22 protein-coding genes are annotated in these 24,107 nt (G+C 66.6%); 15 read left to right on the top strand and 7 right to left on the bottom strand.

Annotated elements, in window-relative coordinates; translation table 11 throughout:
- The first annotated feature begins 38 nt into the window (after window positions 1-38).
- From AWC25_RS03270 to AWC25_RS03255, 4 genes are read left to right on the top strand one after another with little or no spacing between them, the layout of a single operon-like run.
- Window positions 39-1,454 carry a class I adenylate-forming enzyme family protein gene (locus tag AWC25_RS03270; protein ID WP_085166334.1) on the top strand — a complete coding sequence of 472 codons (1,416 nt, stop codon included), beginning with the start codon at window positions 39-41 and terminating at the stop codon, window positions 1,452-1,454.
- Window positions 1,432-2,346 carry an acyl-CoA dehydrogenase family protein gene (locus AWC25_RS03265; protein WP_069398284.1) on the top strand — a complete coding sequence of 305 codons (915 nt, stop codon included), beginning with the start codon at window positions 1,432-1,434 and terminating at the stop codon, window positions 2,344-2,346. Before AWC25_RS03270 ends, AWC25_RS03265 begins: the two co-directional genes overlap by 23 nt.
- The gene (locus AWC25_RS03260) at window positions 2,333-3,421 is read left to right on the top strand and encodes an acyl-CoA dehydrogenase family protein (protein ID WP_085166333.1); all 1,089 of its coding nucleotides are present in this window, start codon (window positions 2,333-2,335) and stop codon (window positions 3,419-3,421) included. Before AWC25_RS03265 ends, AWC25_RS03260 begins: the two co-directional genes overlap by 14 nt.
- A gap of 1 nt (window position 3,422) precedes the next feature.
- Window positions 3,423-4,190 carry an enoyl-CoA hydratase/isomerase family protein gene (locus tag AWC25_RS03255; RefSeq protein ID WP_069398286.1) on the top strand — a complete coding sequence of 256 codons (768 nt, stop codon included), beginning with the start codon at window positions 3,423-3,425 and terminating at the stop codon, window positions 4,188-4,190.
- A 13-nt stretch (window positions 4,191-4,203) separates the two neighbouring features.
- Here AWC25_RS03255 and AWC25_RS03250 read toward each other — a convergent pair whose 3' ends face one another.
- A complete protein-coding gene (locus tag AWC25_RS03250; RefSeq protein ID WP_069398287.1) occupies window positions 4,204-5,091 on the bottom strand; it encodes a proline iminopeptidase-family hydrolase in 888 nt (295 codons plus the stop codon).
- A 271-nt stretch (window positions 5,092-5,362) separates the two neighbouring features.
- On the opposite strand from AWC25_RS03250, the gene meaB reads away from it, so the two are divergent.
- Complete coding sequence (gene meaB, locus AWC25_RS03245; RefSeq protein ID WP_085166332.1) at window positions 5,363-6,250, top strand: methylmalonyl Co-A mutase-associated GTPase MeaB; 888 nt, start codon at window positions 5,363-5,365, stop codon at window positions 6,248-6,250.
- 125 nt (window positions 6,251-6,375) lie between these two features.
- Entirely contained in the window at window positions 6,376-7,275 is a 900-nt protein-coding gene (locus AWC25_RS03240) for a thiamine pyrophosphate-dependent enzyme (protein ID WP_211281011.1), read from the top strand.
- On the opposite strand, the gene AWC25_RS03235 is transcribed toward AWC25_RS03240, so the two are convergent.
- Entirely contained in the window at window positions 7,268-7,921 is a 654-nt protein-coding gene (locus AWC25_RS03235; protein WP_044508434.1) for a response regulator, read from the bottom strand. The two genes, AWC25_RS03240 and AWC25_RS03235, sit on opposite strands and share 8 nt — an antisense overlap.
- A 113-nt stretch (window positions 7,922-8,034) precedes the next feature.
- Here AWC25_RS03235 and AWC25_RS03230 point away from each other — a divergent pair, with 113 nt between their 5' ends.
- Entirely contained in the window at window positions 8,035-9,264 is a 1,230-nt protein-coding gene (locus AWC25_RS03230; protein WP_069398290.1) for a sensor histidine kinase, read from the top strand.
- A 56-nt stretch (window positions 9,265-9,320) separates the two neighbouring features.
- On the opposite strand, the gene AWC25_RS03225 is transcribed toward AWC25_RS03230, so the two are convergent.
- Window positions 9,321-10,946 carry an FAD-dependent oxidoreductase gene (locus AWC25_RS03225; protein WP_085166352.1) on the bottom strand — a complete coding sequence of 542 codons (1,626 nt, stop codon included), beginning with the start codon at window positions 10,944-10,946 and terminating at the stop codon, window positions 9,321-9,323.
- Window positions 10,947-10,959: 13 nt separating this feature from the next.
- A complete protein-coding gene (locus AWC25_RS03220) occupies window positions 10,960-11,637 on the bottom strand; it encodes an IclR family transcriptional regulator (RefSeq protein ID WP_069398291.1) in 678 nt (225 codons plus the stop codon).
- Window positions 11,638-11,765: 128 nt separating this feature from the next.
- Between AWC25_RS03220 and AWC25_RS03215 the strand changes: the two genes are divergently transcribed.
- The 8 genes from AWC25_RS03215 to AWC25_RS03180 are packed head-to-tail and all read left to right on the top strand — an operon-like array spanning window position 11,766 to window position 20,895.
- The gene (locus tag AWC25_RS03215; RefSeq protein WP_069398292.1) at window positions 11,766-12,629 is read left to right on the top strand and encodes an alpha/beta fold hydrolase; all 864 of its coding nucleotides are present in this window, start codon (window positions 11,766-11,768) and stop codon (window positions 12,627-12,629) included.
- A 29-nt stretch (window positions 12,630-12,658) separates the two neighbouring features.
- A complete protein-coding gene (locus tag AWC25_RS03210) occupies window positions 12,659-14,338 on the top strand; it encodes a bifunctional 3-(3-hydroxy-phenyl)propionate/3-hydroxycinnamic acid hydroxylase (protein WP_372513583.1) in 1,680 nt (559 codons plus the stop codon).
- Window positions 14,286-15,203, top strand: coding sequence for a 3-carboxyethylcatechol 2,3-dioxygenase (locus AWC25_RS03205; RefSeq protein ID WP_244899450.1), 918 nt, complete (start codon window positions 14,286-14,288; stop codon window positions 15,201-15,203). Before AWC25_RS03210 ends, AWC25_RS03205 begins: the two co-directional genes overlap by 53 nt.
- An 11-nt stretch (window positions 15,204-15,214) precedes the next feature.
- On the top strand, window positions 15,215-16,912 hold the full coding sequence (locus tag AWC25_RS03200) for an FAD-binding protein (protein ID WP_069398499.1): 1,698 nt from the start codon (window positions 15,215-15,217) through the stop codon (window positions 16,910-16,912).
- 18 nt (window positions 16,913-16,930) lie between these two features.
- Window positions 16,931-18,235, top strand: coding sequence for an LLM class flavin-dependent oxidoreductase (locus AWC25_RS03195; RefSeq protein ID WP_069398295.1), 1,305 nt, complete (start codon window positions 16,931-16,933; stop codon window positions 18,233-18,235).
- A 31-nt stretch (window positions 18,236-18,266) separates the two neighbouring features.
- Complete coding sequence (locus AWC25_RS03190; RefSeq protein WP_085166329.1) at window positions 18,267-19,085, top strand: coniferyl-alcohol dehydrogenase; 819 nt, start codon at window positions 18,267-18,269, stop codon at window positions 19,083-19,085.
- Window positions 19,082-20,074 carry a cyclase family protein gene (locus AWC25_RS03185; RefSeq protein ID WP_085166328.1) on the top strand — a complete coding sequence of 331 codons (993 nt, stop codon included), beginning with the start codon at window positions 19,082-19,084 and terminating at the stop codon, window positions 20,072-20,074. The genes AWC25_RS03190 and AWC25_RS03185 overlap by 4 nt, the downstream gene beginning before the upstream one ends.
- Window positions 20,074-20,895: an alpha/beta fold hydrolase gene (locus tag AWC25_RS03180; protein ID WP_069398298.1), complete on the top strand. Its 822-nt coding sequence runs from the start codon at window positions 20,074-20,076 to the stop codon at window positions 20,893-20,895. The genes AWC25_RS03185 and AWC25_RS03180 overlap by 1 nt, the downstream gene beginning before the upstream one ends.
- Here the strand turns inward: AWC25_RS03180 and AWC25_RS03175 are convergent.
- From AWC25_RS03175 to AWC25_RS03165, 3 genes are all read right to left on the bottom strand, one after another.
- On the bottom strand, window positions 20,892-22,490 hold the full coding sequence (locus tag AWC25_RS03175; RefSeq protein WP_069398299.1) for a multicopper oxidase family protein: 1,599 nt from the start codon (window positions 22,488-22,490) through the stop codon (window positions 20,892-20,894). The genes AWC25_RS03180 and AWC25_RS03175 overlap by 4 nt on opposite strands.
- Window positions 22,491-22,586: 96 nt before the next feature.
- Complete coding sequence (locus tag AWC25_RS03170; protein WP_069398300.1) at window positions 22,587-23,309, bottom strand: SDR family NAD(P)-dependent oxidoreductase; 723 nt, start codon at window positions 23,307-23,309, stop codon at window positions 22,587-22,589.
- 22 nt (window positions 23,310-23,331) lie between these two features.
- Window positions 23,332-24,093: an SDR family oxidoreductase gene (locus AWC25_RS03165; RefSeq protein WP_069398500.1), complete on the bottom strand. Its 762-nt coding sequence runs from the start codon at window positions 24,091-24,093 to the stop codon at window positions 23,332-23,334.
- Between the last annotated feature and the right edge of the window lie 14 nt (window positions 24,094-24,107).

Raw genomic sequence — 24,107 nt, 5'->3', positions numbered from 1 at the left:
TGTCGGGTGCGCCTGGCCTGCGGGGAAGGACAAGACGGGTGAGCGAGCCGGCCGCGCTCGTGTTCGAGGAACGGCATTTCAGCGTGCCGCAACTCGACGCGTTGGCCAACGGTCTGGCCGTCGCGCTGCGCAAACGGGGGGTCGCCGCGGGCCACCGCGTCGCCGTCATGTCCGCCAACCGACCGGAATTCGTCGCCGTCCTGCTGGGGATCTGGCGGCTGGGCGCGACCGCGGTGCTGATCAGTCCGGCATGGAAACACGACGAGGTCGACGACGCGCTGGGACTCACCGAACCTGGGCACGCCGTCGGCGATCATCCGGTCCTGGACTCGCTGATGCCGATGTTGCACCTGGACGACCCGGTCCCCGCGGTGGAGCCGATCGCGATCTCGGGTCCGCCGACCAACGACGCCGTGCTGGTGTTCAGTTCGGGCACCACCGGTTTACCGAAGGCCGTCCGGCACAGCCACGCCGCGCTGACCGACGCCGTGCTGCACTGGCGCGACGCGCTGCAACTGACCTCCCGAGACCGGATACAGATAACCACCCCGCCGTCGCACATCCTGGGGTTGCTGAACATCCTCACGGCGCTGCGCACCGGCGTCCAGGTGCGGCTGCACCCGCGCTTCGACATCGACCGAATGTTGCACCACATCGAAAAGGACCGCATCACAATCGAAATGGCCGTCGCACCGATAGCGTTGGCCATCGCATCCCATCCGACGCTGGAGTCGTACGACCTGTCGTCATTGCGCTACATCATGTGGGGCGCGACGCCGGTCACCGCGAGCGTGGCCGAAACGGTGACCCGGCGCATCGGTGTCGGCTGGGTTCCGGCCTACGGCACCACGGAATTGCCGGTGATCGCGTGCAATCCGCTCGACGATGCGCGGCTGGATACCGTGGGACGCGCGGTGCCAGGGGTGCAGCTGCGAGTCGTCTCGTTGCTGACCGGCCGGCCGGTCGGACCGGGCGAGGTCGGGGAGATCCAGGCCCGCTCCACCACGCTGATGGCGGGATATCTGCCCGCCGCGGCCACCAACGAGGTGATGTGCGACGGGTGGTATCGCACCGGCGACGTGGGCTGGCTCGACGGGGACGGCTGGTTGCGGATCACCGACCGGCTCAAGGAAATGATCAAGGTGCGCGGATTCCAAGTCGCTCCGGCCGAGATCGAAACGGTGCTGCACGCTCACCCCGCAGTCGAGGACTGTGCGGTGTTCGGAATTCCGGACGGAATCAATGGAGAGGCCGTCGTCGCCGCGATCACCACGCGCCATAAAGCCGACGTGCAGGCCGTCGCCGCGGACCTCACCGCCCGGGTCGACGAGACGCTGGCCTCCTACAAACGCCTGAGCCGGATCGTGTTCGTGCCGGATATTCCTCGCCTGCCGTCGGGCAAGGTACTGCGCCGAGTGCTTAAGGAGCGCTATGGATGTACGACTGACAGCTGAACAGCAGCAATTGCGCGATGCTGCCGCCAAGCTGGCCGACGACCTCGGGCCGGCGACCGTGCAGGACCTCGCCGACGAGAGCCGAATCACCCGTTTGGACAAGCAGATCGCAGCAACCGGGTGGCGATCGCTGCGCTCCGATGGAGCCACCGGATTCGACGTCGCAATCGTCGCCGAGGAATTCGGCCGCCGCCTGGTCGACAGCCCGTTCCTCGGTCCCGTACTGGCTGATGACCTGGTTCGCCGCCTCGGTGCCGAGGTCGACGGAACACCCGCGGCGACCGTGGCGGTCGACGACCGTGCGGTCGATGCACGAGGCGCCCGCCGCGCGCTGTGGTTGTCCGGCCGTACGGTGCGGAGCACGGGCGTCGGTGGCATTCGTGCGAGTGCTGATTTGACCCGCGAAGATGCCGAATTAGGCAGCGCTGCACAGACTCTCGGAGACCTCCCCGCCGACGAGGCGGCCCGCTGGCAGGCGCTCGCGTTGGTCATCACGGCGGCGGATTTGGTCGGCATCGCCCGCGGTGCTCACGCCGTCGCCTGTGACTACGCCAAGATTCGCGAACAGTACGGCAGGCCGATCGGGTCGTATCAGGCCGTCGCTCACCTGCTCGCGGAAAGCCTGGCGTTGATCGAAGGTTCGATCAGCGTGTTGCGGCATGCCGCGTGGGGCGTCGACGAACTCGAACCGGCACGGGCCATCCGCGCCGCGCAGATGGCGAAGGTCTACTGCGCGCGTGCCACCAGAACGGTGTGCGAGACGACGGTTCAGGTGCACGGCGGCATCGGCAATACCTGGGAGTGCATCGCCCATGTCTACCTGCGCCGCGCACTGACATCGACGGAGCTGTGGCCCGTCAGGTTGAAGGAGATCGATTTTGGACTTTCGTGACTCGCCCGACGAGGCCGCATTTCGGATGCGCCTGCGCACCTGGCTTACCGAGCATGCCAAGGAGTTCTCCGGCTCGGGTGACGAGTACTGGGTGCGCATGGCCGACTGGCACCGCGCCCTGTACGAGAACGGGTTTTTCGGCCTGTCCTGGCCGCGCGATTGGGGCGGGCAGGACCTGGCACCGGTGTACGACGTCATCGTCGACGAGGAGCTGGTGCGCGCCGGCGCACCACCGCGACCCAGCGTCGGTTATCTGGTCTATGGCATCGGCGCGCATGCCAACGACGAACTGCGCAAGCGGTTTCTGCCCGGCATCATCAACGGCACCGAACGCTGGTGCCAGGGCTTCAGCGAACCGGTAGCCGGCTCCGACCTGGCGTCGCTGACCACGACTGCCACGAGGGACGGTGACAACTACGTCATCCACGGACACAAGATCTGGACCAGCTACTCCGACGTCGCCGACTGGTGTCTGTTGCTGGCCCGCACCGATCCCGAAGCCAAGCGGCACCGTGGCCTGTCGGCGTTCGTGGTCGCGATGAATCAGCCTGGTGTGCAACAACGTCCGCTTCAGATGATGAACGGCGTCACGAACGAGTTCGGCCAGGTGTTCTTCGACGGCGCCACGGTGCCCGCCGGCCGGATGGTCGGCGCACCCGGTGACGGGTGGGCCGTGGCAATGACGGTTGTCGGGCACGAACGCGAGCCCGCCACCCTCGGCTATGCGGCACGATACGGCAAGCTTGTCCGAGAATTGTTGAGCCGCAACGAGGGCGAGATATCGGAAGAGTTGGCCTGGGCGGCGGTGCAGTCCGACATGCTGACCCATCACGTGCGCCGGCGGCTTTCCGAACAGCTCGATGGTGTGTCCCACGGTTCGGAAGGCTCACTCGACAAGCTGCTGATGACCTGGGTCGAACAATCCGTGGGGCACGCCGCACTGGCCACCTCGGGGACCCGCGACCCAGATCTGCTCAGCGCGTACCTGTACAGCCGCGCGCAAAGCGTGATGGGTGGAACATCGCAGATACAGAAGAACATCATCGCTTCACGAATTTTGGGATTGGGAGTCTGACGTGTACGACATGCCTGCTGAAATCGACGTCCGTGCCGACGGGGCCCTGCGCATCATCACGTTGAACCGTCCGGACTCGCTGAACTCGGTCAACGATGATCTGCACTCTGGACTGGCCCGAATCTGGCAGCGGCTCACCGACGACCCCACCGCCCGCGCGGCCGTGATCACCGGTGCGGGCCGGGCGTTTTCGGCCGGCGGCGACTTCACCTACCTCAAGGAGCTTTCGGGTGATGCCGAGCTGCGTGCCAAGACGATTCGGGACGGTCGCGAGATCGTGCTGGGCATGGCGCGATGCCGAATCCCGGTGATAGCGGCTGTCAACGGGCCCGCGGTCGGCCTGGGTTGCAGCCTCGTCGCGCTGAGTGACCTCGTCTACATCGCCGAAGACGCCTACCTCGCCGATCCGCATGTCCAGGTGGGACTGGTGGCCGCCGACGGCGGTCCGCTGACCTGGCCGCTGCACATCAGCCTGATGCTGGCCAAGGAATACGCGCTGACGGGCCGGCGCATCAGCGCACGGCGGGCCGTGGAGCTCGGATTGGCCAACCACGTCGCGGCCGATCCCGTCGACGAGGCGATCGATTGCGCGAGAAAAATCTTGGACTTGCCGCAGCAAGCCGTCGAGAGCACGAAGCGGGTGCTCAACATCCATCTGGAACGCGCCGTGCTCGCCAGCCTCGACTATGCGCTCTGTGCCGAAAGCCAGTCCTTCGTGACCGAAGACTTCCGCACGATCGTTGACAAACTGACCGCCGGAAAGAACTGAGCCGAGCGGCCGGTCACGTTGGTCGACGACCGGTAGCGTCGTTATGCCGCAAAAAATCTCGCAGCACATTGTCGAAGCGCTTCGGCTCCTCGATGAACGGCATGTGCGAACTGGCCTCGAACAACTCGAACCGTGAATCCTTGATCCGCTGGTGCATCTGCCACATGTGCTCGTGAGCGCATTCGTCGTACCGGCCGGCGAGGACGAGGGTCGGCACTCGGATCTCGGCCAGCCGGTCGAAGACGTCCCAGTCGCGCACCGTTCCGACAATGTGAAAGTCGCTGGGCCCGAACATCGTTGTGTAAATCTCGACCCCTATCCGGGCGAACGCGTCCTGCAGCTCGTACGGCCACGGCCGGACCCGACACAGATACGTCTCGTTCCACGTGCGAATCGCGTCCTGGTATTCGGCTGAGGACGTCGTACCGGCGGATTCGTGGCGGTCGATGGCGGCCTGGGTAGCCGGATCCAGCTCGCGCTTCAACCGTGCCACCATGCCGGAGAACTGGGGAATGGAGGCGATGCTGTTCGAGATCGTCAGGCTCACCGCGGTCGTCGGCACGTCGAGCACGTACTGCTGGGCCAGCATGCCGCCCCACGAGTTGCCAAAGAGGTGGAAACGTTCCAGGCCGAGGGCATCGATCACGGCGTCCATCTCGGCGACCGAGCGATTCATCGTCCACAGTCCGGTGTCCGAAGGGCATTCGGAATTCCCGCAACCGAGCTGATCCCAGAAAATGACCTCTCGCTCGTCGGCCAGGCGCTGCAACGCCAGCAGGTAGTCGTGCGGGACGCCCGGGCCGCCGTGAACGACGAGCAGCGGGCGGCCCGGCCCACCACCGACTCGCTTGAACCAGACCTTGCCGCCCGGCACCGCGATTGTTCCCTGCGATTGGGTCATGGCCGGGCGTCGCCTCCTCGTAGTCGTGAACCGTGCCCCTATTCTGTCCGCGACACTGCAACTACGACGCGTTACCCGAGGGCCGGCGCTCGTTGCAGTCTCGCGGGCCGGTCGTTATTGCAACTGGCACTCTCCTGTTGAGAGAATAAAATTCTCATGCCCATCTGGAGGAAAGCGTGCCCGAAGCAATCGTCGTGGCCACCATCAAGATGCTCGACCTTCACGCGGACGAGGTGAACGTCAGCGGCAATGTCCGCCCCATAATGTGTCCATGACCATCGCCGACCTGATTTCCTGGGCGCGCAACGGATCTCCGCGTGCCGCCGGTCGGTTGCTCAGTCTCGTCGAGGGTGACCGGCGCGAGGAGGTGCTGGCGAGTATCGGCCCCGCAACACCGTACACGGTGCGCGTCATCGGCATCACCGGCCCACCCGGTGCGGGCAAGTCGACGACGGTGACGGCCCTGGTCGGGGCCTATCGCGGGCGTGGCTCGCGGGTGGCCGTGTTGGCCGTCGACCCGTCTTCGCCGTTCAGCGGCGGTGCACTGCTCGGTGACCGCATTCGAATGACCGCGCATATCAACGACTCTGACGTGTTGATTCGTTCGGTCGCCAGCCGCGGCCATCTCGGCGGCCTGGCCGCCGCAGTCCCGGCGGCGATCCGGGTGCTCGGCGCGATCGGCTACGAGCTGGTGTTGCTGGAAACCGTCGGGGTGGGCCAATCGGAGATCGAGATCGCCGCCGTCGCCGACCCCACCGTCGTCATCCTCAACCCCGGCGCCGGCGACGCGGTGCAGGCCGCCAAGGCCGGCCTGCTGGAGGTCGCCGACATCGTGGCGGTCAACAAGGCCGACCGGGACGGCGCCGAACAGACGGTGCGGGATCTGCGCGCCGAAACCCACGCGCCGATCATCAGCCTCGTCGCGGCACGGGGCGACGGCATCGCCGAGCTCGTCACCGCCATCGACGATCACCACCGCAGCGACAACCGCGCGCGTCGGGCGGCTCGTGCCCGCGCCCAGATCCTGTCCCTGGCGCACAGCCTGTTGCGCGCGCAGCCGGATCTCGACGGGCTTGCCGAATCCGTCGTCGACGGCCGCGACGACCCGTACTCGGCCGCCGAGCGGCTGCTGCTGCGCGCCGGTGGTCACCCGGACTGATCCTCGGCTGTCCCCCGATCGGGGGACGGAGCATTCCTCTCGATAGCGGTCCGATCGGCGGAGTTGTGGCGGGCCCCGGCCGCCTAACTTCGCTGGTGTATCCCGACCAGTGAGGAGACACCGGCATGACTCACACCCCTGACGTCTCAGCGGCGCGGTTGCGTGACCAGCTCGAGTTGTACCGACAAATGTGGGTCCTGCGCCTGCTGGACATGGCGGTGGAGGAGTTGCGCATCGACGGCCGGCTCAATCAGCCCGTGCGGCCGGCCTTCGGCCAGGAAGCCGTGGCCATCGGCACCGTGGCGGCGCTGCGTCCCGGCGATTTGATGACCACCGGGGTCGTCCATCTGCAGCACGCCCAGCAGATCGGGTGCGCGTTGCCGCTGGCGCCGGCGATCGCCGCCTTGACCGGTCCCGGTCTGGGGTCGGACGCGGGCGAAGAGGCGCCATTCGTGGCGTCCATTCGCGGATTGTGTTCGCTGTCAAGCGCTTTGCAGCAGTCACCGTTGCTGGCCGTGGGACATGCCTACGGCAAGCAACTGGTCGACGATGGCAGGGTCACGGTGTGCGTGATGGAAACGCACGACGCCGAATCCGCGGACTTCGCCGAGGCCGCGCGCATCGCGACGTCCTGGCGGCTGCCGGTCGTCTTCATCGTCGAAGACGCGGGCCCGGACGACGACGCAAGCACCCGCCAGGGCATTGAGGTGCTCACCGTCGACGGCAATGACGTTGCGGCCGTTCGCGATTCGGTGGCAGACGCAATCCGAAGGGCAAGTGCCGGCGGAGGTCCCGTGCTGCTGCGCGCCGTGACCGAATGCCCGAGCGACGCCGCCGCGGTGGACCCGCTCGTCGTGGCCCGCCAACAGCTGATCGACGCCGGCATCAGTGCCGCCCACCTCTACGAAGTTGAGCGCCGGGCCCGCCGCCTGGTCGCCGAGGCCGAGGCATTCGCCAGGGCCATGCTGTGCGACGAGGAGCCGGCGTCGTTTCGGGAGCCCGAAGCGTGGCCCGCGGCTAGTTGAGCAGGCCTTGTCGCATCGCCTCGGCGACCGCAGCCGCCCGATCGCTGACACCGAGCTTCTCGTATAGCCGCTGCACATGCGTCTTGACGGTGGACGGCGCCACGAACAGCTCGGCCGCGATGGCGGGGATGCTCTGGCCGCGGGCGATCCGGCCGAGCACCTCGCGCTCTCGGGCGGACAGGACCGGGGTCGCCGGCTCGGCTCGCTGCCGGATCTGCGCGGCCAGCCCACCGGCCAGCGACGGGGCCAGCACGTCCTGTCCGTTCGCGCAGTCGAGTACGGCCTTGACGATCTCGGTGCGCGTCGAGTCCTTGAGCAAGAAGCCGGCCGCTCCTTGCTGCAACGCCTGGTACACGATCGCCGACTCGTCGTGGGCCGACAACAACAGCACGCGGGTGGGCAGTTCGTTGCTGCGCACTGCCGCAGCCACTTGCGCACCGTCCATGCCGGGCATCCGGAAATCGAGCAGGGCGACGTCGGGACGGTGCTTCTTGATCAGGTCCAGCGCTTGCGAGCCGTCGTCGGCCTCGCCGACGACATTCACCGAACCGCTCAGCGCGAGCGCGCGCACGACACCTTCGCGGAACAGTGGGTGATCATCGCCGACAACGACGCTGACCTTTTCGGGCGTTGCTGCGCCGGCCATGGCGGACAGTGTAACGCCTGTCCGTACCAGCACCGTTCGCCACGACGGGCGACCTGATGCGTATTTTGCCGCGTCGCCCCGGCGCGGCCGACTCGGATGAGTACTGTGTTCGCGTGGCCGATACCAGCGACGCGGAACTGCGCCGGGTACGCGGGATTCATCAGCTTCGCTCGTACCGCATCGCGTCGGTGGTTCGCATCGGCGTGGTCGGCCTGATGGTCGCCGCGACGATCATCGGCACCAGCCGCTCGGAGTGGCCGCGGCAGGGCGTCCTGATCGCCGGGTATGCGTTCGCCGCGTTGTGCGCGATGGCGCGCGCGTTCTTGCCGGCCGCTCGCCGGGGGACGGTGCGCCGGCTGGAACCATTCGCCTTCACCGTCATCGACGTGATTGCGCTGACGGTCTTTCAGCTGCTGTCGACCGACGGCGTCTACCCGTTGTTGATCATGACCATGCTGCCCATCCTGTTGGGACTCGACGTGTCCTCGCGACGGGCCGCGGTGGTGCTTTCCTTTTCCATGGCGGGCTTCGCGATCGCGGTGCTTCAGGACCCGGACATGCTGCGTTCGGTCGGACTGCTCGAAGCCATCTTTCGTTTTGCGCTGTATGGCTTTTTGTGCGCGACGGCGTACCTGGCCGTCCGCATCGAGGACCGGCACACCCGGTCGGTGGCCGGCCTCAGCGTGCTGCGTGAGGAGTTGCTCGCGCAGACCATGACCGCGTCGGACGTCGTGCAGCGTCGCATCTCCGAGTCGATCCACGACGGACCGTTGCAGGACATTTTGGTGGTGCGCCAGGAACTCGTCGAATTGGAGACGGAACTGCCCGGCGACGAGCGCGTCGAGCGTGCGCTGGCCGGCCTTCAAATCGCCTCACAGCGCTTGCGGCAGGCCACTTTTGAGCTGCATCCCGCTGTCTTGGAACAGGTCGGTCTGGGCGCGGCGGTGCACCAGCTGGTGTCCGATGCCGCCCAGCGCTCGGGCATCGAGATCACCACCGACATCGACTACCCGATCCGCAACGAGATCGACCCGATCATGTTCGGGGTGGCGCGCGAGCTGGTGTCCAACATCGTGCAACACTCGCGAGCCCGGCACGCCTCCGTGACGCTCGGGGTCACCGATCGCCGATGCGTCATGCATGTGGTCGACGACGGAGTGGGGTTCAGCGGCGAGACCATCGCACGCCGGTTGGGGGAGGGTCACATCGGGTTGGCGTCGCATCGCGCCCGCGTGGACGCCGCCGGCGGAGTGTTCGTCTTGCTCGACGTCCCGCACGGCACGCACATCTGCGTGGATGTACCGCTGAAGCAATCCGACCCGCCGCTGCTGCCCGAAACTTAAACCATTGCGGCGCTTTACGGCGTGTTGTCGCAACCGGTTAAGTGTCGCGGCGAGGATTAGCCCTGATCTACCGATTTCCCGGTTGCGGCGGTGTAGCCGGCACGGTAGCCGAAAACCATTGCCGGGCCGATCGTTCCGCCCGCCCCACCGTAGGCCCGCCCGGTCGCCCCGGCCATCGTGTTGCCCGCGGCGAACAGCCCGGGGATGGGCTCCCCGCTGACGTGAAGCACGCGGCCGTCGTGGTCGGTGCGCGGCCCGCCCTTGGTCCCCATCGCGCCGATGCGCACCGGTACCGCGTAATACGGCGCGGTGTCGATGGGGCCGAGCGTCTTCCCGGCGACGGTGGTGGCGCTGTCGTCGCCCCAGTAGCCGTCGTAGGCACTCGAACCCCGGCCGAACTGGGGATCGACCTCCCGGGCCACGTGGCGATTCCACTCCTCGACCGTGCGGATCAGCCCGTCGGCGTCGATACCGGTCTTGGCGCCCAGTTCGGTGAGGTCCGCGGATTCGCAGAACCAGTCGGGGACCGGCTCGCCGGGCGCCACACCGAGAAAACCGTAGCGCCGCAAGTGAACCGAATCGAAGATCATCCATCCGCGGTCGTTGACGTAGCCGCCCCGCGGGTCCAGGTAGTGGAACGCGCCGGCCATCGAGTTGTAGTCGCAGGCCTCGTTGACGAACCGGTGCCCGGCCTGGTTGACGATGATGCTGCGCGGCCGGGTCCGCTCCAGCCGCACGCTGCGGCTGCGCTGCTTGCCGTCGATGGTGTCGCCGGGAATCTGGACGATCGGCACCCACCAGGCCTCGCCCATGTTGCCCAGATCCGCGCCGTGTGCCATCGCCATGCGCAGGCCGTCGCCGGTGTTGTTGGGCGGGGAGACCGCACCGTGCATGGGTCCGCGCAGGAAGGCCTGCACCAACCGCGGATCCCACTCAAAACCGCCGACTCCCAATACAACTGCGCGCCTGGCGCGCACCCGGATGGTGCGTTCGGCGAGCGCGATGCGCACGCCGACGATCTCGCCGCCCTTGGCGATGAGCTCTTCGGCACGAGCATTGGTGTGCGGGGTGATCCCGGCGTCGAGTAACCCCTTGAGCAGCCCCGCGATCAAGGCGGTGCCGGCCACACACAGTTCGCTGCCTTCCTCGATCGCCGCGTGCAGACGAGCGCGCGTCTCGGCATCGAAACCGACGTTGGACCAGTCGGCGGGAAACGAGGTGATCCGGCCGCCCCACTCACCTATCTGGTTGAGGTCGAACGGTCCCGCACTGAGTGACCGGCCACCCGTCGGTCGTCCCCCCGGCAGCTCCGGACGGTAATCCGGGAAGCCGGCGGCGACTTCGAAGCGCAGGCCGCTGTGCGCCTCGACGAACTCCAGCATGGCCGGACCGGTCCGGACGAACGTTTCGACCAAGTCGTCGTCCATCTGACCGAGGGACTGGGCACGCAGGTAGCGCAGCGCATCGATCTCGGTCAATTCGCCGTCGGGACAACGTTTATGGGCCGGAATCCATACCACGCCGCCCGATACCGCGGTGGTCCCGCCGATGGTCGCGGCCTTTTCGAACACCTCTACCGATGCGCCCGCGGCGGCCGCCGACAGGGCGGCGGTGAGCCCGGCGCCGCCGGTCCCCAGCACGACGACATCGGTTTCGAGGTCGATTTCGGGGTCCCAAGACATGAATGGCATCCCTTCAGCTCAGCAGCTCGGACAACTGCGCCGCGGCTTTGATGACCGCCTCCCGCCCGCGCAGCACCACATCTTCTCGATGCGAGATGAGGTTGATACACGTCGGCGGCGACGGTGCCCGACGGTGTACCGCCACGGCCAGACCGTAGGTATTCGGCTCGATCTCCCCGTAGGTCGTCACCCAGCCCCGTTCGCGTGCCCGCGCCACCAGTTCGCGTTCCCCGGGGCGCGGCGGAAGGCTTGCGAGCAAGGCGATTCCGGCGGCGCCGCGGTCCAGTGGGTAGCGGCTGCCTTCGTGGAACGACAGCTGGTAGGCGACGTGGCTGGGCACGATCACCGCCACCGCCACCTGTTGGTCGCCCTCGGCGACGAGCAGTGACACCGTGGTGCCCAGGTCGTCGGCCAGGGCGCGCAGCGTCGGCAGGCTCAGCTGTCGGACGTTGCGGTCGAACGACGCGCCGAGCACGGCCAGGCCCGCCGCGGGCCGGTACCGCCCGTCTTCTCCCTTGGCGACCAGCCGGAACTGGGCCAGCGTCGACAGCAGCCGATAGGCGATGGTCCGGTGCACCCCGACCTGGTCGGCGAGTTGCTGCACGGTCAGTCCGGTCGGGGAGTCAGCCACCATGTGCAGCGCGGTGAGTCCCCTGGCCAGGGTCTGCGAGCCGGTACCCGTACCCGTCACAGTCTTGACAGACCTTCCTAGGAGAGCGAAGCTCTTTTATATAACGCACATAAGTGTGCGATATTCGCACACTTGGTAAGTCTAAAACGAGAACCGGATTTCCACCAGAGGCAAGGCAGAGAGGAACCGTGGCGGAGTTCGAAAGCATCTGGAGCGATCTGCAAGGTGTCGGGTTCGAGCAGGGCTACCTCGATGCCGACGGCGTCCGGACCCGCTACCTGCGGGCCGGCGATGCCGGCAAGCCGGTACTGCTGCTGCTGCACGGCTCGGGCGGTCATGCCGAGGCGTATGTGCGCAACCTGGGCGCGCACGCCGAGCACTTCTGGACCTGGTCGATCGACATGCTGGGACACGGGTACACCGACAAGCCCGGACATCCGCTGGAAGTGAGCCACTACGTCGATCACGTGGTGGCGGTGCTGCGCACCATCGGCGCCGACCGCGCCTACCTCAGCGGTGAATCGCTCGGCGGTTGGGTGGCGGCCCGGACCGCCGTCGACCACCCGGAACTCGTTGAGCGCCTGGTGCTCAACACCGCCGGCGGTTCCCAGGCCGATCCGGTGGTGATGCAGCGGATCGTCACGCTGTCGATGGCGGCAGCGGAGAATCCGACCTGGGAAACGGTGCAGGCCCGCATCAAATGGCTGATGGCCGACAAGTCGAAGGACTATGACGACCTGGTTGCCAGCCGGCAACGCATATATCGCCAGCCGGGATTCGTCTCGGCGATGAGCGACATCATGGCGTTGCAGGATCCCGAGATTCGCGCGCGCAACATCCTCGGACCGGACGAGTACGGGTCGATCGTCGCACCGACGCTGGTGGTGTGGACCAGCGACGACCCCACGGCCGACGTCACCGAGGGACGCCGGATGGCGTCGATGATCCCGGGCGCCCGATTCGAGGTGCTGCCCGGTTGTGGGCACTGGCCGCAGTACGAAGACGCCAAGACGTTCAACCAGTTGCATCTCGACTTTCTGCTGGGCCGCTGATGGAATCGGCCAGGCACCAGACCCGAGGCGTGGATTTCGACGTCGTTATCGTCGGCGCGGGCCCGGTTGGTTTGACGCTGGCCAATATCCTTGGCATGCAGCGGGTTCGGACCCTGCTAGTCGAGGAGCGTGACACTCTCATCGACTACCCGCGCGGCGTCGGTCTGGACGACGAGTCGTTGCGCACCTTCCAATCGATCGGCCTGGCCGACCGGGTGCTGCCGCACACCGTCCCGAATCAGATCCTGCGGTTCTACGACGCCAAGCGCCGAGTGCTGGCCGAGATGGCGCCGCCCGATGCACGGTTCGGCTGGCCGAAGCGCAACGGCTTCGTGCAGCCGCTCGTCGATGCCGAATTGCTTTCCGGCTTAGACAGATTCGACTGTGTGGAAGTCCGGTGGAGCCGGCCGATGACGGCATGTGCGCACACCCCCGACGCGGTGGCCGTCGAGCTGGGCGGCGGTGCGCAAGACAGCGTGCGGACCCGCTACGTGGTGGGTTGTGACGGCGGCCGCAGCATGACGCGCCGGATGATGGGCGTGTCGTTCGACGGGACGACGTCACCCACCCGCTGGCTCGTGGTCGACATCGCCAACGACCCGCTGGGCCACCCCAACAGCGAGGTCGGCGCCGACCCCGAACGCCCCTACGCCTCGATCTCGATCGCGCACGGAATCCGCCGGTTCGAGTTCATGATTCACGCCCACGAAACCGACGAGCAGGCCGAGGATCCCGCGTTCCTGGAGCAGATGCTGGCCCGCATGGTGCCACGACCCGGTCGCGTCGACGTGATCCGGCGCCGCGTCTACACCCACCACTCGCGCATCGCCGGGGCCTTTCGCAGTGGCCGGCTGTTGCTGGCCGGCGACGCCGCGCACCTGATGCCCGTGTGGCAGGGGCAGGGGTACAACAGCGGCATCCGGGACGCGGCCAACCTGGGCTGGAAACTGGCCGCCGTGGTCAGCGGTCGCGCCGAGGACAAATTGTTGGACAGCTACGACATGGAACGTCGCAAGCACGCCCGGGCCATGATCGACCTGTCCACCATGGTGGGCCGCGTCATCTCACCGACCAATCGTCACGTGGCCGCCGCCCGCGATGTGCTGGTGCGCTCGGCGTCGATTGTGCCGACGCTCAAGCGCTATGTGCTGGAGATGCGGTTCAAACCGATGCCGCGTTACGAGCACGGCGCCGTCGTGCATTCGGCGCCGCGGCGCGGCGAATCTCCGGTGGGCACCCTGTTCATCCAGCCCCGGGTCGATACCCGGACCGAACGGGATGTCTTGTTGGACGACGTCATCGGCCCCTGGTTCGCCGTGTTGTGCTGGAACAACAACCCGCGCAAGATTCTCGGCGACGAGGCCTTTGCGAAGTGGAAAGCTTTGGGCGCGGCCTTTATCGCGCTGCGGCCGCTGACCCAGCTGCACTGGACCGGACACGACGACCCCGACGTCGTCGTCGTGGGCGACCGCACCGGCGGACTCAAATCGTGGTTCGACGTGCACGCCGAATCGGTGCTGTTCTTGCGGCCCGACCGTTGCATAGCGGGCGCCTGCATCGCTCAGCTCGCGCCCGAGCTGAGCGCGTCGATCCTCGATGCCCTGACGCTGATTCCGGGAGGGGGTGATGTCGACAGTGACCATGGCTCTGTGCTGTATGTCCCACAGCCCGCTCCTGAATCTTCCGGGGCCGTCGCGGGACCTGCTTGACGACATCGAGGGCGCCATCGCGGGGGCGTCCCAATTCGTCCGCGACTACGACCCCGAGCTGGTCGTTATCTTTTCGCCGGACCACTACAACGGCTTCTTCTACAAGGCGATGCCGCCATTCTGTATCGGATTGAGCGCCAACGGGGTTGGGGACTATGGCACGCATGCCGGTCCGCTCGACGTGCCGGCCGAGCTGGCCGCACGGTGTGCCGAGGCGGTGCTGGAAGCCGGCATCGATGTGGCGGTATCGGCCAGCATGGACGTCGATCATGGCACGGTTCAGCCGTTGGAGAAGTTGTTCGGGGATGCGGTGTCGCGGCCGGTCATCCCCGTCTTCATCAACGCGGTCGCGGTGCCCCTGGGGCCGTTGCATCGCTGCCGGGCGTTGGGCACCGCGGTGGGCAATTACCTGTCCGGCCTGGACAAGCGGGTCTTGGTGATCGGCTCCGGCGGACTCTCCCACAGCCCCCCGGTGCCCACCCTGGCCACGGCGGCTCCCGAAGTCCTCGAACGGATCGTGCAGGGCCGGCCGATGACAACCGAGCAGCGCCAGGCCCGCCAGGTCGCCGTCATCGAAGCGGCCAAGGCCTTTGCCGATGGCCACAGCGACCTGCAACCCCTCAACCCGGCGTGGGATCACCGCGTGCTGGAGATCATCGACGACGGGCGCCTGGCGGAGTTCGACCTTTGGTCGAACGCGTTCGTGACCTACGAAGGCGGCAGTTCCGCGCACGAGATCCGCAGCTGGATAGCCGCTTTCGGCGCGCTGGCAGCCATGGGTGGCTATCGGACGGTGCTGCGTTACTACAAGCCGGCCGAAGAACTGATCGCCGGGTTCGCGATCCGGACGGCGACACCGACATGACCGGAACCCAGATGGACGACTTCGACCACATCGTCGACGTGGTGATCGTCGGGTCCGGCGGCGGCGGCATGGCCGCCGCCCTGACCGCGCACGTGTCCGGACTCAAGACCCTCGTGGTCGAAAAATCGCCGTACTTCGGGGGTTCCACCGCGTTGTCCGGCGGCGGCATCTGGGTGCCCGGCGCGCCGGCGCAACGCCGGGAGGGCTACTGCCCGGACCCCGAGGGTGTGGTCGGATACCTGCTCAAGATCACCGACGGTCTGGTCAGCGAGGCGCGCATCCGACAGTACGTCGAGTCCGCCCCGAAGATGCTCGAGTTCCTCGAGGGCCTGTCCGGCTGGTTCGAATTCGTCTGGAAGCCCGGCTACGCCGACTACTACCCGGAATTGCCCGGGGGCTCGCAGCTGGGCAGCACCATCAATGTGCCGGCCATCGATCTGCGCAAGCTGGGCCCCGATGAGCAGACGTTGTTGCAACCCCTGGCGCTGGCTCCCCGGGGAATATGGTTGGGCCCCAAAGAGCTTCGGACCTTCTACCGGATCAGGCAGTCGTGGGCCGGCAAGGGTGTGCTGGTGAAACTGATGTGGCGAATGTTCAAGGCGCGGGTGTTCAACGAGCGGATGGCCGCGATCGGCCAGTCGCTAGCGGCGCGGTTGCGACTAGCGATGCGTGAGTGTGACGTCCCACTTTGGTTGAACGCCCCGATGACCGAATTGCTCACCGACGCCGACGGCGCGGTGACCGGTGTGATGATCGAGCGTGCCGGCGACGCGCAACGAATTGGCGCGCGGCGAGGGGTGATCCTGGCATCCGGCGGATTCGATCACGACCTCGCCTGGCGCAAGGAGGAGCTGCCGGTGCTGGCGCAGGACTGGAGCTTCGGCAATCCCGCCGCCACCGGGGACGGCATCCGCGCCGGCCAAAAGGTCGGCGCTGCAACCGATCTGCTCGACGAGGCCTGGTGGTTCCCGGCCATCCAATGGCCGGACGGGCGGATGCAATTCATGCTCAACGAGCGGATGATGCCTGCGCAGTTCATCGTCAACGGCGACGGCAAGCGCTTCATCAACGAGGCGGCGCCGTACATGGATTTCGGCCACGCCATGATCGAGGGGCAGAAGTCCGGGGTCACCCACATCCCGTGCTGGCTGATCACCGATCACCGGTCCTTCAACCGCTACGTGGTGGGCGGGCATCTGCCGATACCGAAGATTCCCTTCGCGCCGGTCCCCACCGGGCGCAAGGTGCCGTCGGCCTGGCTGGAATCCGGTGTGGTCAAAGCGGCGAACAGCTGGGACGAGATGGCGGTCAAGATCGGCGTCCCGGCGGCCGAACTTCGGGCCACCGCGGCGCGTTTCAACGAGCTCGCGCGCAAAGGTCACGACGACGATTTCAACCGGGGGGACAGCGTTTACGATAATTACTACGGCGATGCGACGTTGCCCAATCCGAATCTGTATCCGCTGGGCGACCCGCCCTACTACGCGTTCCGCATCGTGCTCGGCGATCTCGGCACCTCGGGCGGTCTGCTGACCGACGAATACGCCCGGGTGCTGCGGCCCGACCGGACCGTCGTGCCCGGGTTGTATGCGGTGGGCAACACCTCGGCACCGGTGATGGGCCGCAGCTATGCGGGAGCGGGGGCGACGATCGGTCCCGCCATGACATTCGGCTTCGTCGCCGCGAAACACCTTGCCAGTCTGGCCTGAGTCTCTAAGGAGGTAACAATGAAAATTTCACTGTTCTACGAGTTCGCCCTGCCGCGGCCGTGGGCGCCCGACGATGAACATGTGCTGCTGCAGGACTGCCTGGACGAGGTGGCGGCCGCCGACAAGGCCGGATTCTCGACCGTCTGGCTGACCGAGCACCACTTCCTCGAGGAGTACTGCCACTCCACCGCGCCGGAGATCTTCTTGGCCGCGGCCAGCCAACGCACCAAAAACATCCGGCTGGGGTTCGGCATCATGCACCTGCCACCGGCGGTGAATCACCCGGCCCGGGTGGCCGAACGCATTGCCACCCTTGACCTGTTGTCCAACGGACGGGTCGAATTCGGTACCGGCGAGTCGTCCTCCGTCGGCGAACTGGGCGGGTTCAACATCGACCCCGCCGACAAGCGCGCGCAATGGGAAGAGGCGCTTGAGGTCTCGATCCGATGCATGATCGAAGAACCCTTCTCCGGGTTTCAGGGCGAGCACATCCAGATGCCGGCCCGCAACGTGGTGCCCAAGCCGCTGCAGAAGCCGCATCCGCCGGTGTGGGTGGCCTGCACCCGCCCGGCCAGCGTGCAGATGGCCGCCCAAAAGGCTATCGGCGCTTTGAGTTTCGCTTACACCGGCCCCGGTCCGCTGACCGAGCGGGTCAACGGCTACTACAAGGAATTCGAGGAGAACGGGGTGCCGGTGACGCCGCGGATCAACCCCAACATCTTGGCCATCGGCGGTGACCTGTCGATGATGGTCGCCAAGACCGACAAGCAGGCGCTCGAGCGGCTCGGCCAGGGCGGCGGATTCTTCTCGTTCGGCATCATGCACTACTACATGACCGGCGTGCACACCCCGGGCCGCACCGGGGTGTGGGAACGGTATCTGCAGGAGGTCGCCAAGGACCCGACGCTGGCCTACGGCCCTGGACGCGGCGCGATCGGATCCCCGTCCACCGTGCGCGAATTCCTGCGCGGCTACGAGGAGAGCGGCGTCGACGAGATCATCCTGCTGCTCAACCCGCGCAGCCACGAGGGCACCATGGAATCCATCGAGTTGATGGGCAAAGAAGTGCTGCCCGAGTTCATCGAACGCGACGCGAAAGCGGTGGCGGAGAAGGCCAAGCGCCTGGCGCCGGTCATCGAAAAGGTCGAGTCGCGGCGACCACAATCCGCGGCGCCGAAATTCGACGAAAACTACTCGTTCGGCGGACTGCCCACCGGCCGCGGCGGTAACTTCACTGCCAGTGAGATTCCCGAGGCGATGGCCGAGATCAACGAGGGGCGGGTCCAGGCCGCGCAGCGCGCGAAGGAGGAGCGCAGCAAGTGATCCCGGATCGCCGCCAGCTCTGAGGAAGAACGTGGGCGTAATCGACCTTGGCTATCAGGGCCGCCGCGCGGTGGTGACCGGGTGTGCGTCGGGCATCGGCGAACACGTGGCCCGTCGGCTCGCCGAATCGGGTGCCGAGGTCATCGGCTTGGACCTGCGCCGACCGTCGGTTCAGGTCGCCGCCTTTCACGAGGTAGACCTCGCCGACCCGGATGCGATCGACGACGCCGCGGCGCGCATCGGCGGTCCCGTCGACGCGCTGTTCAACGTCGCCGGGGTCTCCTCGGGAATCGGTGATCCGGTGCTGGTCGCCACGATCAACTTTCTGGGCTTGCGTCAGCTCACCGAGGCGATGGTCCCGAAAATGGTCGCGGGATCGTCCATTGTCAGTGTGTCCTCGCTGGCGGCGGCCGCGTACCGCGAACATGCGACGATGGTGGCGCCGCTGCTGAACACCGCGACCATGCGCGAGGGCATCGACTGGTGCCGCGCCAACCCCGACGGCGTGGGCAATGGCTACCAGCTGTCCAAAGAAGCGATCATCCTCTACACGATGCGAAGCGTCACGCCGTTGGGGGCTCGCGGTATCCGCATCAATTGCTCGGCCCCCGGGGTGACCGAGACCCCGATCCTTGATCAGCTGCGCACCGCCTACGGGCAGGGCTTCCTCGACGACATCCCGAAGCCGTTGGGCCGGGTGAGCGAACCCGCCGAGCAGGCGGCGGTGTTGCTCTTCTTGAACAGTGCGGCGGCCAGCTACATCACGGGACAGGTCATTTGGGTCGACGGTGGGAATGTCGCTGCGGCAACCGCCCGGGACCTCTTACCCGCGCGGGAAGGATCCTCGTGACCGACTTGACTGACTTTCGGCGGCTCGCGCGTGACGTTTCCAATTGGGGCCGGTGGGGGGACGACGACGAGCTTGGCACCCTGAACTTCATCACCCCCGACAAGGTTGCACAGGCCGCCGGCCTGGTCCGGCACGGCAAGGTTTTTCCGCTCGGCGTCGACTTCGGCGCCTCGGGACCGCAAGGCGCGTTCGAGTTTCGGCATAACCCGGTGCACATCATGACCGTCGACGGCGGTGACGTGAACACACTGGCCAAGTATGGGCCCAACTGGCCGCGTAACCCGTTGGCGCAACAGCTCAGTGGCTACATGACCGCCGACAATCCGTTCCGCTTCAACGACGACATCATCATCATGCCGCTGCAGGCCGCGAGCCAATGGGACGCGCTGTCACACGTCTACTACGACGACCAGCTCTACAACGGCTTTCCGGCGGATTCGGTGACCAGTATGGGCGCCTACCACTGCGGCATCGACAAAGTGGACGTCAAGGGCATCACGTCGCGCGGTGTGCTGCTGGACCTGGTACGCCACCGGGGAGCGGAGGTCTTTCTGGAGGCCGGTAATCCCATCTCGCCGGAAGAACTCGACGACGTGGCCCGCGCGCAGGGCGTGACGATCGGGCGAGGCGACATCGTGCTCATCCGAACAGGTTGGTGGACACAGTTTCTCATGACCGGCAACAAGACGGCGGGCTACTCCGGGCTGGATTGGCGATGTGCGCAGTGGCTGCACGATCACGAGATCGCTGCGGTGGCGGCCGACAACCTTCAGGTCGAGGACCTGGTATCCGGCGTCGACGGCATCACGTTCCCGCTGCATTTGCTCTGCCTGCGCGACATGGGCATGATCTTCGGCGAGTATTGGGACCTGACGGCGCTGGCCGAGGATTGCGGCGCCGACGGTGTGTACGAATTTCAGCTTGTCGCACCACCGTTACGGGTGGTCGGTGCCGTCGGCTCCCCAGTCAACCCGATCGCGATCAAGTGATGGGCCTGCACTACAAGACCGTCGTGGTCGATGGGCTTACCACCGGCTATCTGGAGGCCGGAGACGGCGATCCGCTGCTGCTGTTGCACGGCGGCGAGTTCGGCGCCAGCGCCGAACTCGGCTGGGAGCGCAATATTTCCGCATTGGCCGCGCATTACCGGGTGTTGGCCCCGGACATGTTGGGGTACGGAAATTCGGCGAAGGTGATCGACTTCGTCAACGGCCGGGGTATGCGGATCCGGCACGTGGCGCGGTTTTGCGAGGTCCTGAGTGTCGAGTCGGCACACTTCGCCGGCAACTCCATGGGTGCCATCAACCTGCTCAACGACGCCACGGCGGACACGCCGCTGTTACCGGTCCGCAGCCTGGCCATCATCTGCGGCGGCGGCGAGATTCAGCAGAACGAGCACTTTGTGGCGCTGCAGGAGTACGACGCGAGCCTGCCGGGCATGCGCCGCATCGTCGCGGCGTTGTTTCACGATCCTCGTTATCCGGCCGACGACGAGTATGTGGGCCGCCGGTACGCATCGAGCACCGCGCCGGGTGCGTGGGAGGCGGTGGCCGCGGCCAGGTTTCGACGGCCAGGTGCGGGGCGACCACCGACGCCGTCGAGTGCACGGGCATACCAGCGCGTCAGGGTGCCGACGCTGATCGTCGAGGGGGGCGACGACAAGTTGCTGCCCACCGGCTGGGCCGCCGAGACCGCCGCACAAATCGACGGCGCGCGCTCGGTCGTGGTCGACAACGCCGGTCATTGTCCGCAAATCGAACAACCGTCCACGGTTAACGAGCTGCTGCTGGACTTTCTCGGCAGCGTTTAAAGGGTGTACTCCAGCCGGGTCATCATCCCCGCGACTTGGTGATAGGTGTTGTGGCAGTGCAGTGGCCACACGCCGGGATTGTCGGCGACCAGCACGGCAAGCATCTTCTGTTTGGGCAGCACGATCAGGGTGTCCTTACGGGCGCCCAGCGTTCCGTCGGGATTGATCAGCTGGAAGGTGTGCCCGTGCAGGTGGATGGGGTGATACATCACGGTGGTGTTGTCGAACGTGATGGTGGGCCGTTGCCCCTGCTGCACGCGCAGCGGACTGGTCTTGCTGTAGGGCTCGCCGTTGATTATCCAGTCGTACTGGATCATGTTGCCGCCCAACACGACCGGAAGGTCGAGACCGGGATCGGGACGCGGAAGCCGGGCTGGTGTCGTGGCAGCGAACATCGCGACGGTGCCCACCCGCTTGGTGAGTTCCGTCGGCTGGAATTGGGCATCGGGCGGGCTGCCCTTGCCGGTGGACAGCAACGCGCGCGCCAGCGCGTTTTTGCCTTCGGCCAGCGCGACCAGTGGGAAGATCCCCTCGGCCGCGGTCACGATGACGTCGTATCGTTCTGCCATCCCGATGAGCAGTGCGTCGACCTCCGTCGGTATGACGGGAAACCCGTCGGTGTGGGTGACGGTCATGGTGTGGCCGGCCAGCGCGACGCGAAACGCGGTGTCGGAACCGGCGTTGATGAAACGGATCCGGATCCGCTGGCCGGGCTTTGCGTTGAAGACGGTGGGGGAGGCGGGAATTCGGCCGTTGATCAGATAGAACGGGTAGGCGATGTCGCCCGCATCGCCGCCGAGAAGATCACTGGTGCCGACGCGCGCGGGGGCCGCGGGCGGCGACGGGCTAATGGAGGTTGCTGTGGTTGCGGGGGTGCTCGTCTCCGACGTGGGGGTACTCGTGGTCGATGACATGGTTTCGGGTGGGGGCGGCACGTTCGTCTTGTTCGGATTGGTGAGTTCCTCGTAGAGTTGGTGCGGGCTCCTGCCCACACCGTCGGTCCAATCATCAAGGACCACAATCCATTCGACGTCGTAGTCACTCTCGGTCGGATCATCGATGATGACCGGCACATACAAGCCGGTGTCCTCGTCGAGGCCGGTGTGGGGATGGCCCCAGAAGGTACCCGAATCCGGCGCCGAGAACTGGTAAGTGAATTCCTGCCCGGCTGCGATGTCCGGTGTCGCCGGCTCGGCGCCATCCATGTCGTTGCGCAACGCGATACCGTGCCAGTGCACCGATGTCGGCCGATCGAGGTTGTTCGAGACCCGCACCACAAGCTCGTCCCCGATCGCGGCCCGGATCAGCGGGCCGGGGATCGTGTCACCGAAGGTCAGCGTCCGGACTACGGGCCCACCCAGATCGATCTGCCTGACCTGCGCGGTCAACCTGGCCGTCACCGTGCGTCCGCTGTGCGGCCGGGCCGCCTCCGCCGCGGCGATCGCATCCGCCATCTTGGTGGCACTGCTCGGCGCCGTCGACTTGGACTGTCCGCACGCGGCCAGCGTCAGTCCGCCCGCAAGGCCCGCCGCCATGAACCCGCGCCGGGTGAGCCGTGCACCGAAGGGACCCCCACGGGTGGGCTGCACCGGCATTGATGGCTCCTTGTCGTCGGTCGGTTGGTTCTCGGCGAATTAACGCTGCCCGGGAGTCAGCCGGAACGCAACCACCCATCGACAATTCCTTCGAACTCAGACCGCGGCGCCGCCCCCGTCGACGTGCAGCGTGGAGCCGGTGATGAAACTGGCGCGGGGGGAGCTGAGAAAAAGGACGGCCTCGGCGATCTCGGATGCGTAAGCGGTACGACCCAACGGCAGCGCCCGCCCGAGTTCCTCGTTGACCTCCCCCCAGGCCACGGCCACCCCGAGGGTGCGGGTGGGGCCGGGCGCCACGCTGTTCACCCGCACCCCGGCCGCCCCGAATTCCGCCGCCCAGGTGCGGGTGAGCGATTCCAGGGCGGCCTTGGAGGCACTGTAGCCCGATGCGCCGGGAATCCCCTTGAACGCGGCCATGGTGGTGACGTTGACGATGCTGCCGCGACCGCGCTCCAACATGCGGGGGATCAGGCCGGCGACCAGAAAGTAGGCGCCGCGTACATTGGTGCGGAACATCTCCTCGAAGGCGGCCATGTCCTGGTCGATGGTCAGCGCGGACGGGAAGCTGCCGGCGTTGTTGACGATGATGTCGACATCGCCGCATTGCTGCACAAGTGAATTCACGGACTCGGCGTCGGCCATGTCGGTCGGCACGAACCGCGCGTTCGGACCGATCGCCGCCACCGCTTGTTCGCCGCGGTCGCGGTCACGGCCCGAGACGATGACCGTGGCCCCTTCGCTTGCGAGCAACCGCGCGGACTCGAGCCCGATGCCCGCCGTCCCGCCGGTGATCACGGCGGTCTGGTCCAACAACTCCATCGGACTCAGCTCCTCGGCATTATTACTTGGCGGTGGGTACCTGAGCGTCCAGCCAGTCGCTGAACCTGGTGGGGTAGAGGGTCACCTGTTCACCCTCGATGGGGACGATCATGCGGTCGTCGAGCACCGCGCCGTAGTACCGGGCGTTGGGATCGGTGATCACCTCGCGCGGATCGCCCGTCGCGGCGAACCGGGTCCGGATGAAGTCGTCCATGCCCTGCTTCTCGGGACCTGCAATGTTGATCAGTCCGGCCGGCTCGCCGATCGACGCGCGCGTGACGGCCGTGGCCACATCGGTGGCCGCGATCGGCTGGAAAGCCCCGTGCGGGGCGCGGACGGTGTTCCCGTCGGTCAGCGAATCGGCAATGCCCCCAACGAATTCGAAGAACTGGGTGGCCCGCACGATCGTGTACGGCGCGCCGGATTCCCTGATCAACTTCTCCTGGGCGATCTTGGCCCGCATGTACCCGCTTGCGGCCGCCCGGTCGGCTCCCACGATGGACAGTGCGACGTGGTGCTGCACGTCGGCCGCCTGCTCGGCCTCGAGGAGGTTACGGGTGGAGGTCGTGAAAAATTCCAGCACGTCATCGTCGGCCCAGGACGGCGAGTTCGACACGTCCACCACCGTGTGCACTCCGGCAACCGCCGCGGCGAGACCTTCGCCGGTAATGGTATTGACCCCCGAACTCGGCGAGGCCGGGACAGCCTCGTGCCCCAGTTCGCTGAGCTGGGCGACTACCTGTGACCCGATGAGTCCGCTGCCACCGATTACCAGAACCTTCATGATCACGCCTTCCG

The sequence above is a fragment of the Mycobacterium sherrisii genome (assembly GCF_002102355.1).
In the GTDB taxonomy this organism is placed as follows: domain Bacteria; phylum Actinomycetota; class Actinomycetes; order Mycobacteriales; family Mycobacteriaceae; genus Mycobacterium; species Mycobacterium sherrisii.
Note: the sequence above shows the minus strand (reverse complement) of the source record. Positions and strands in the feature narration are given on the sequence as shown.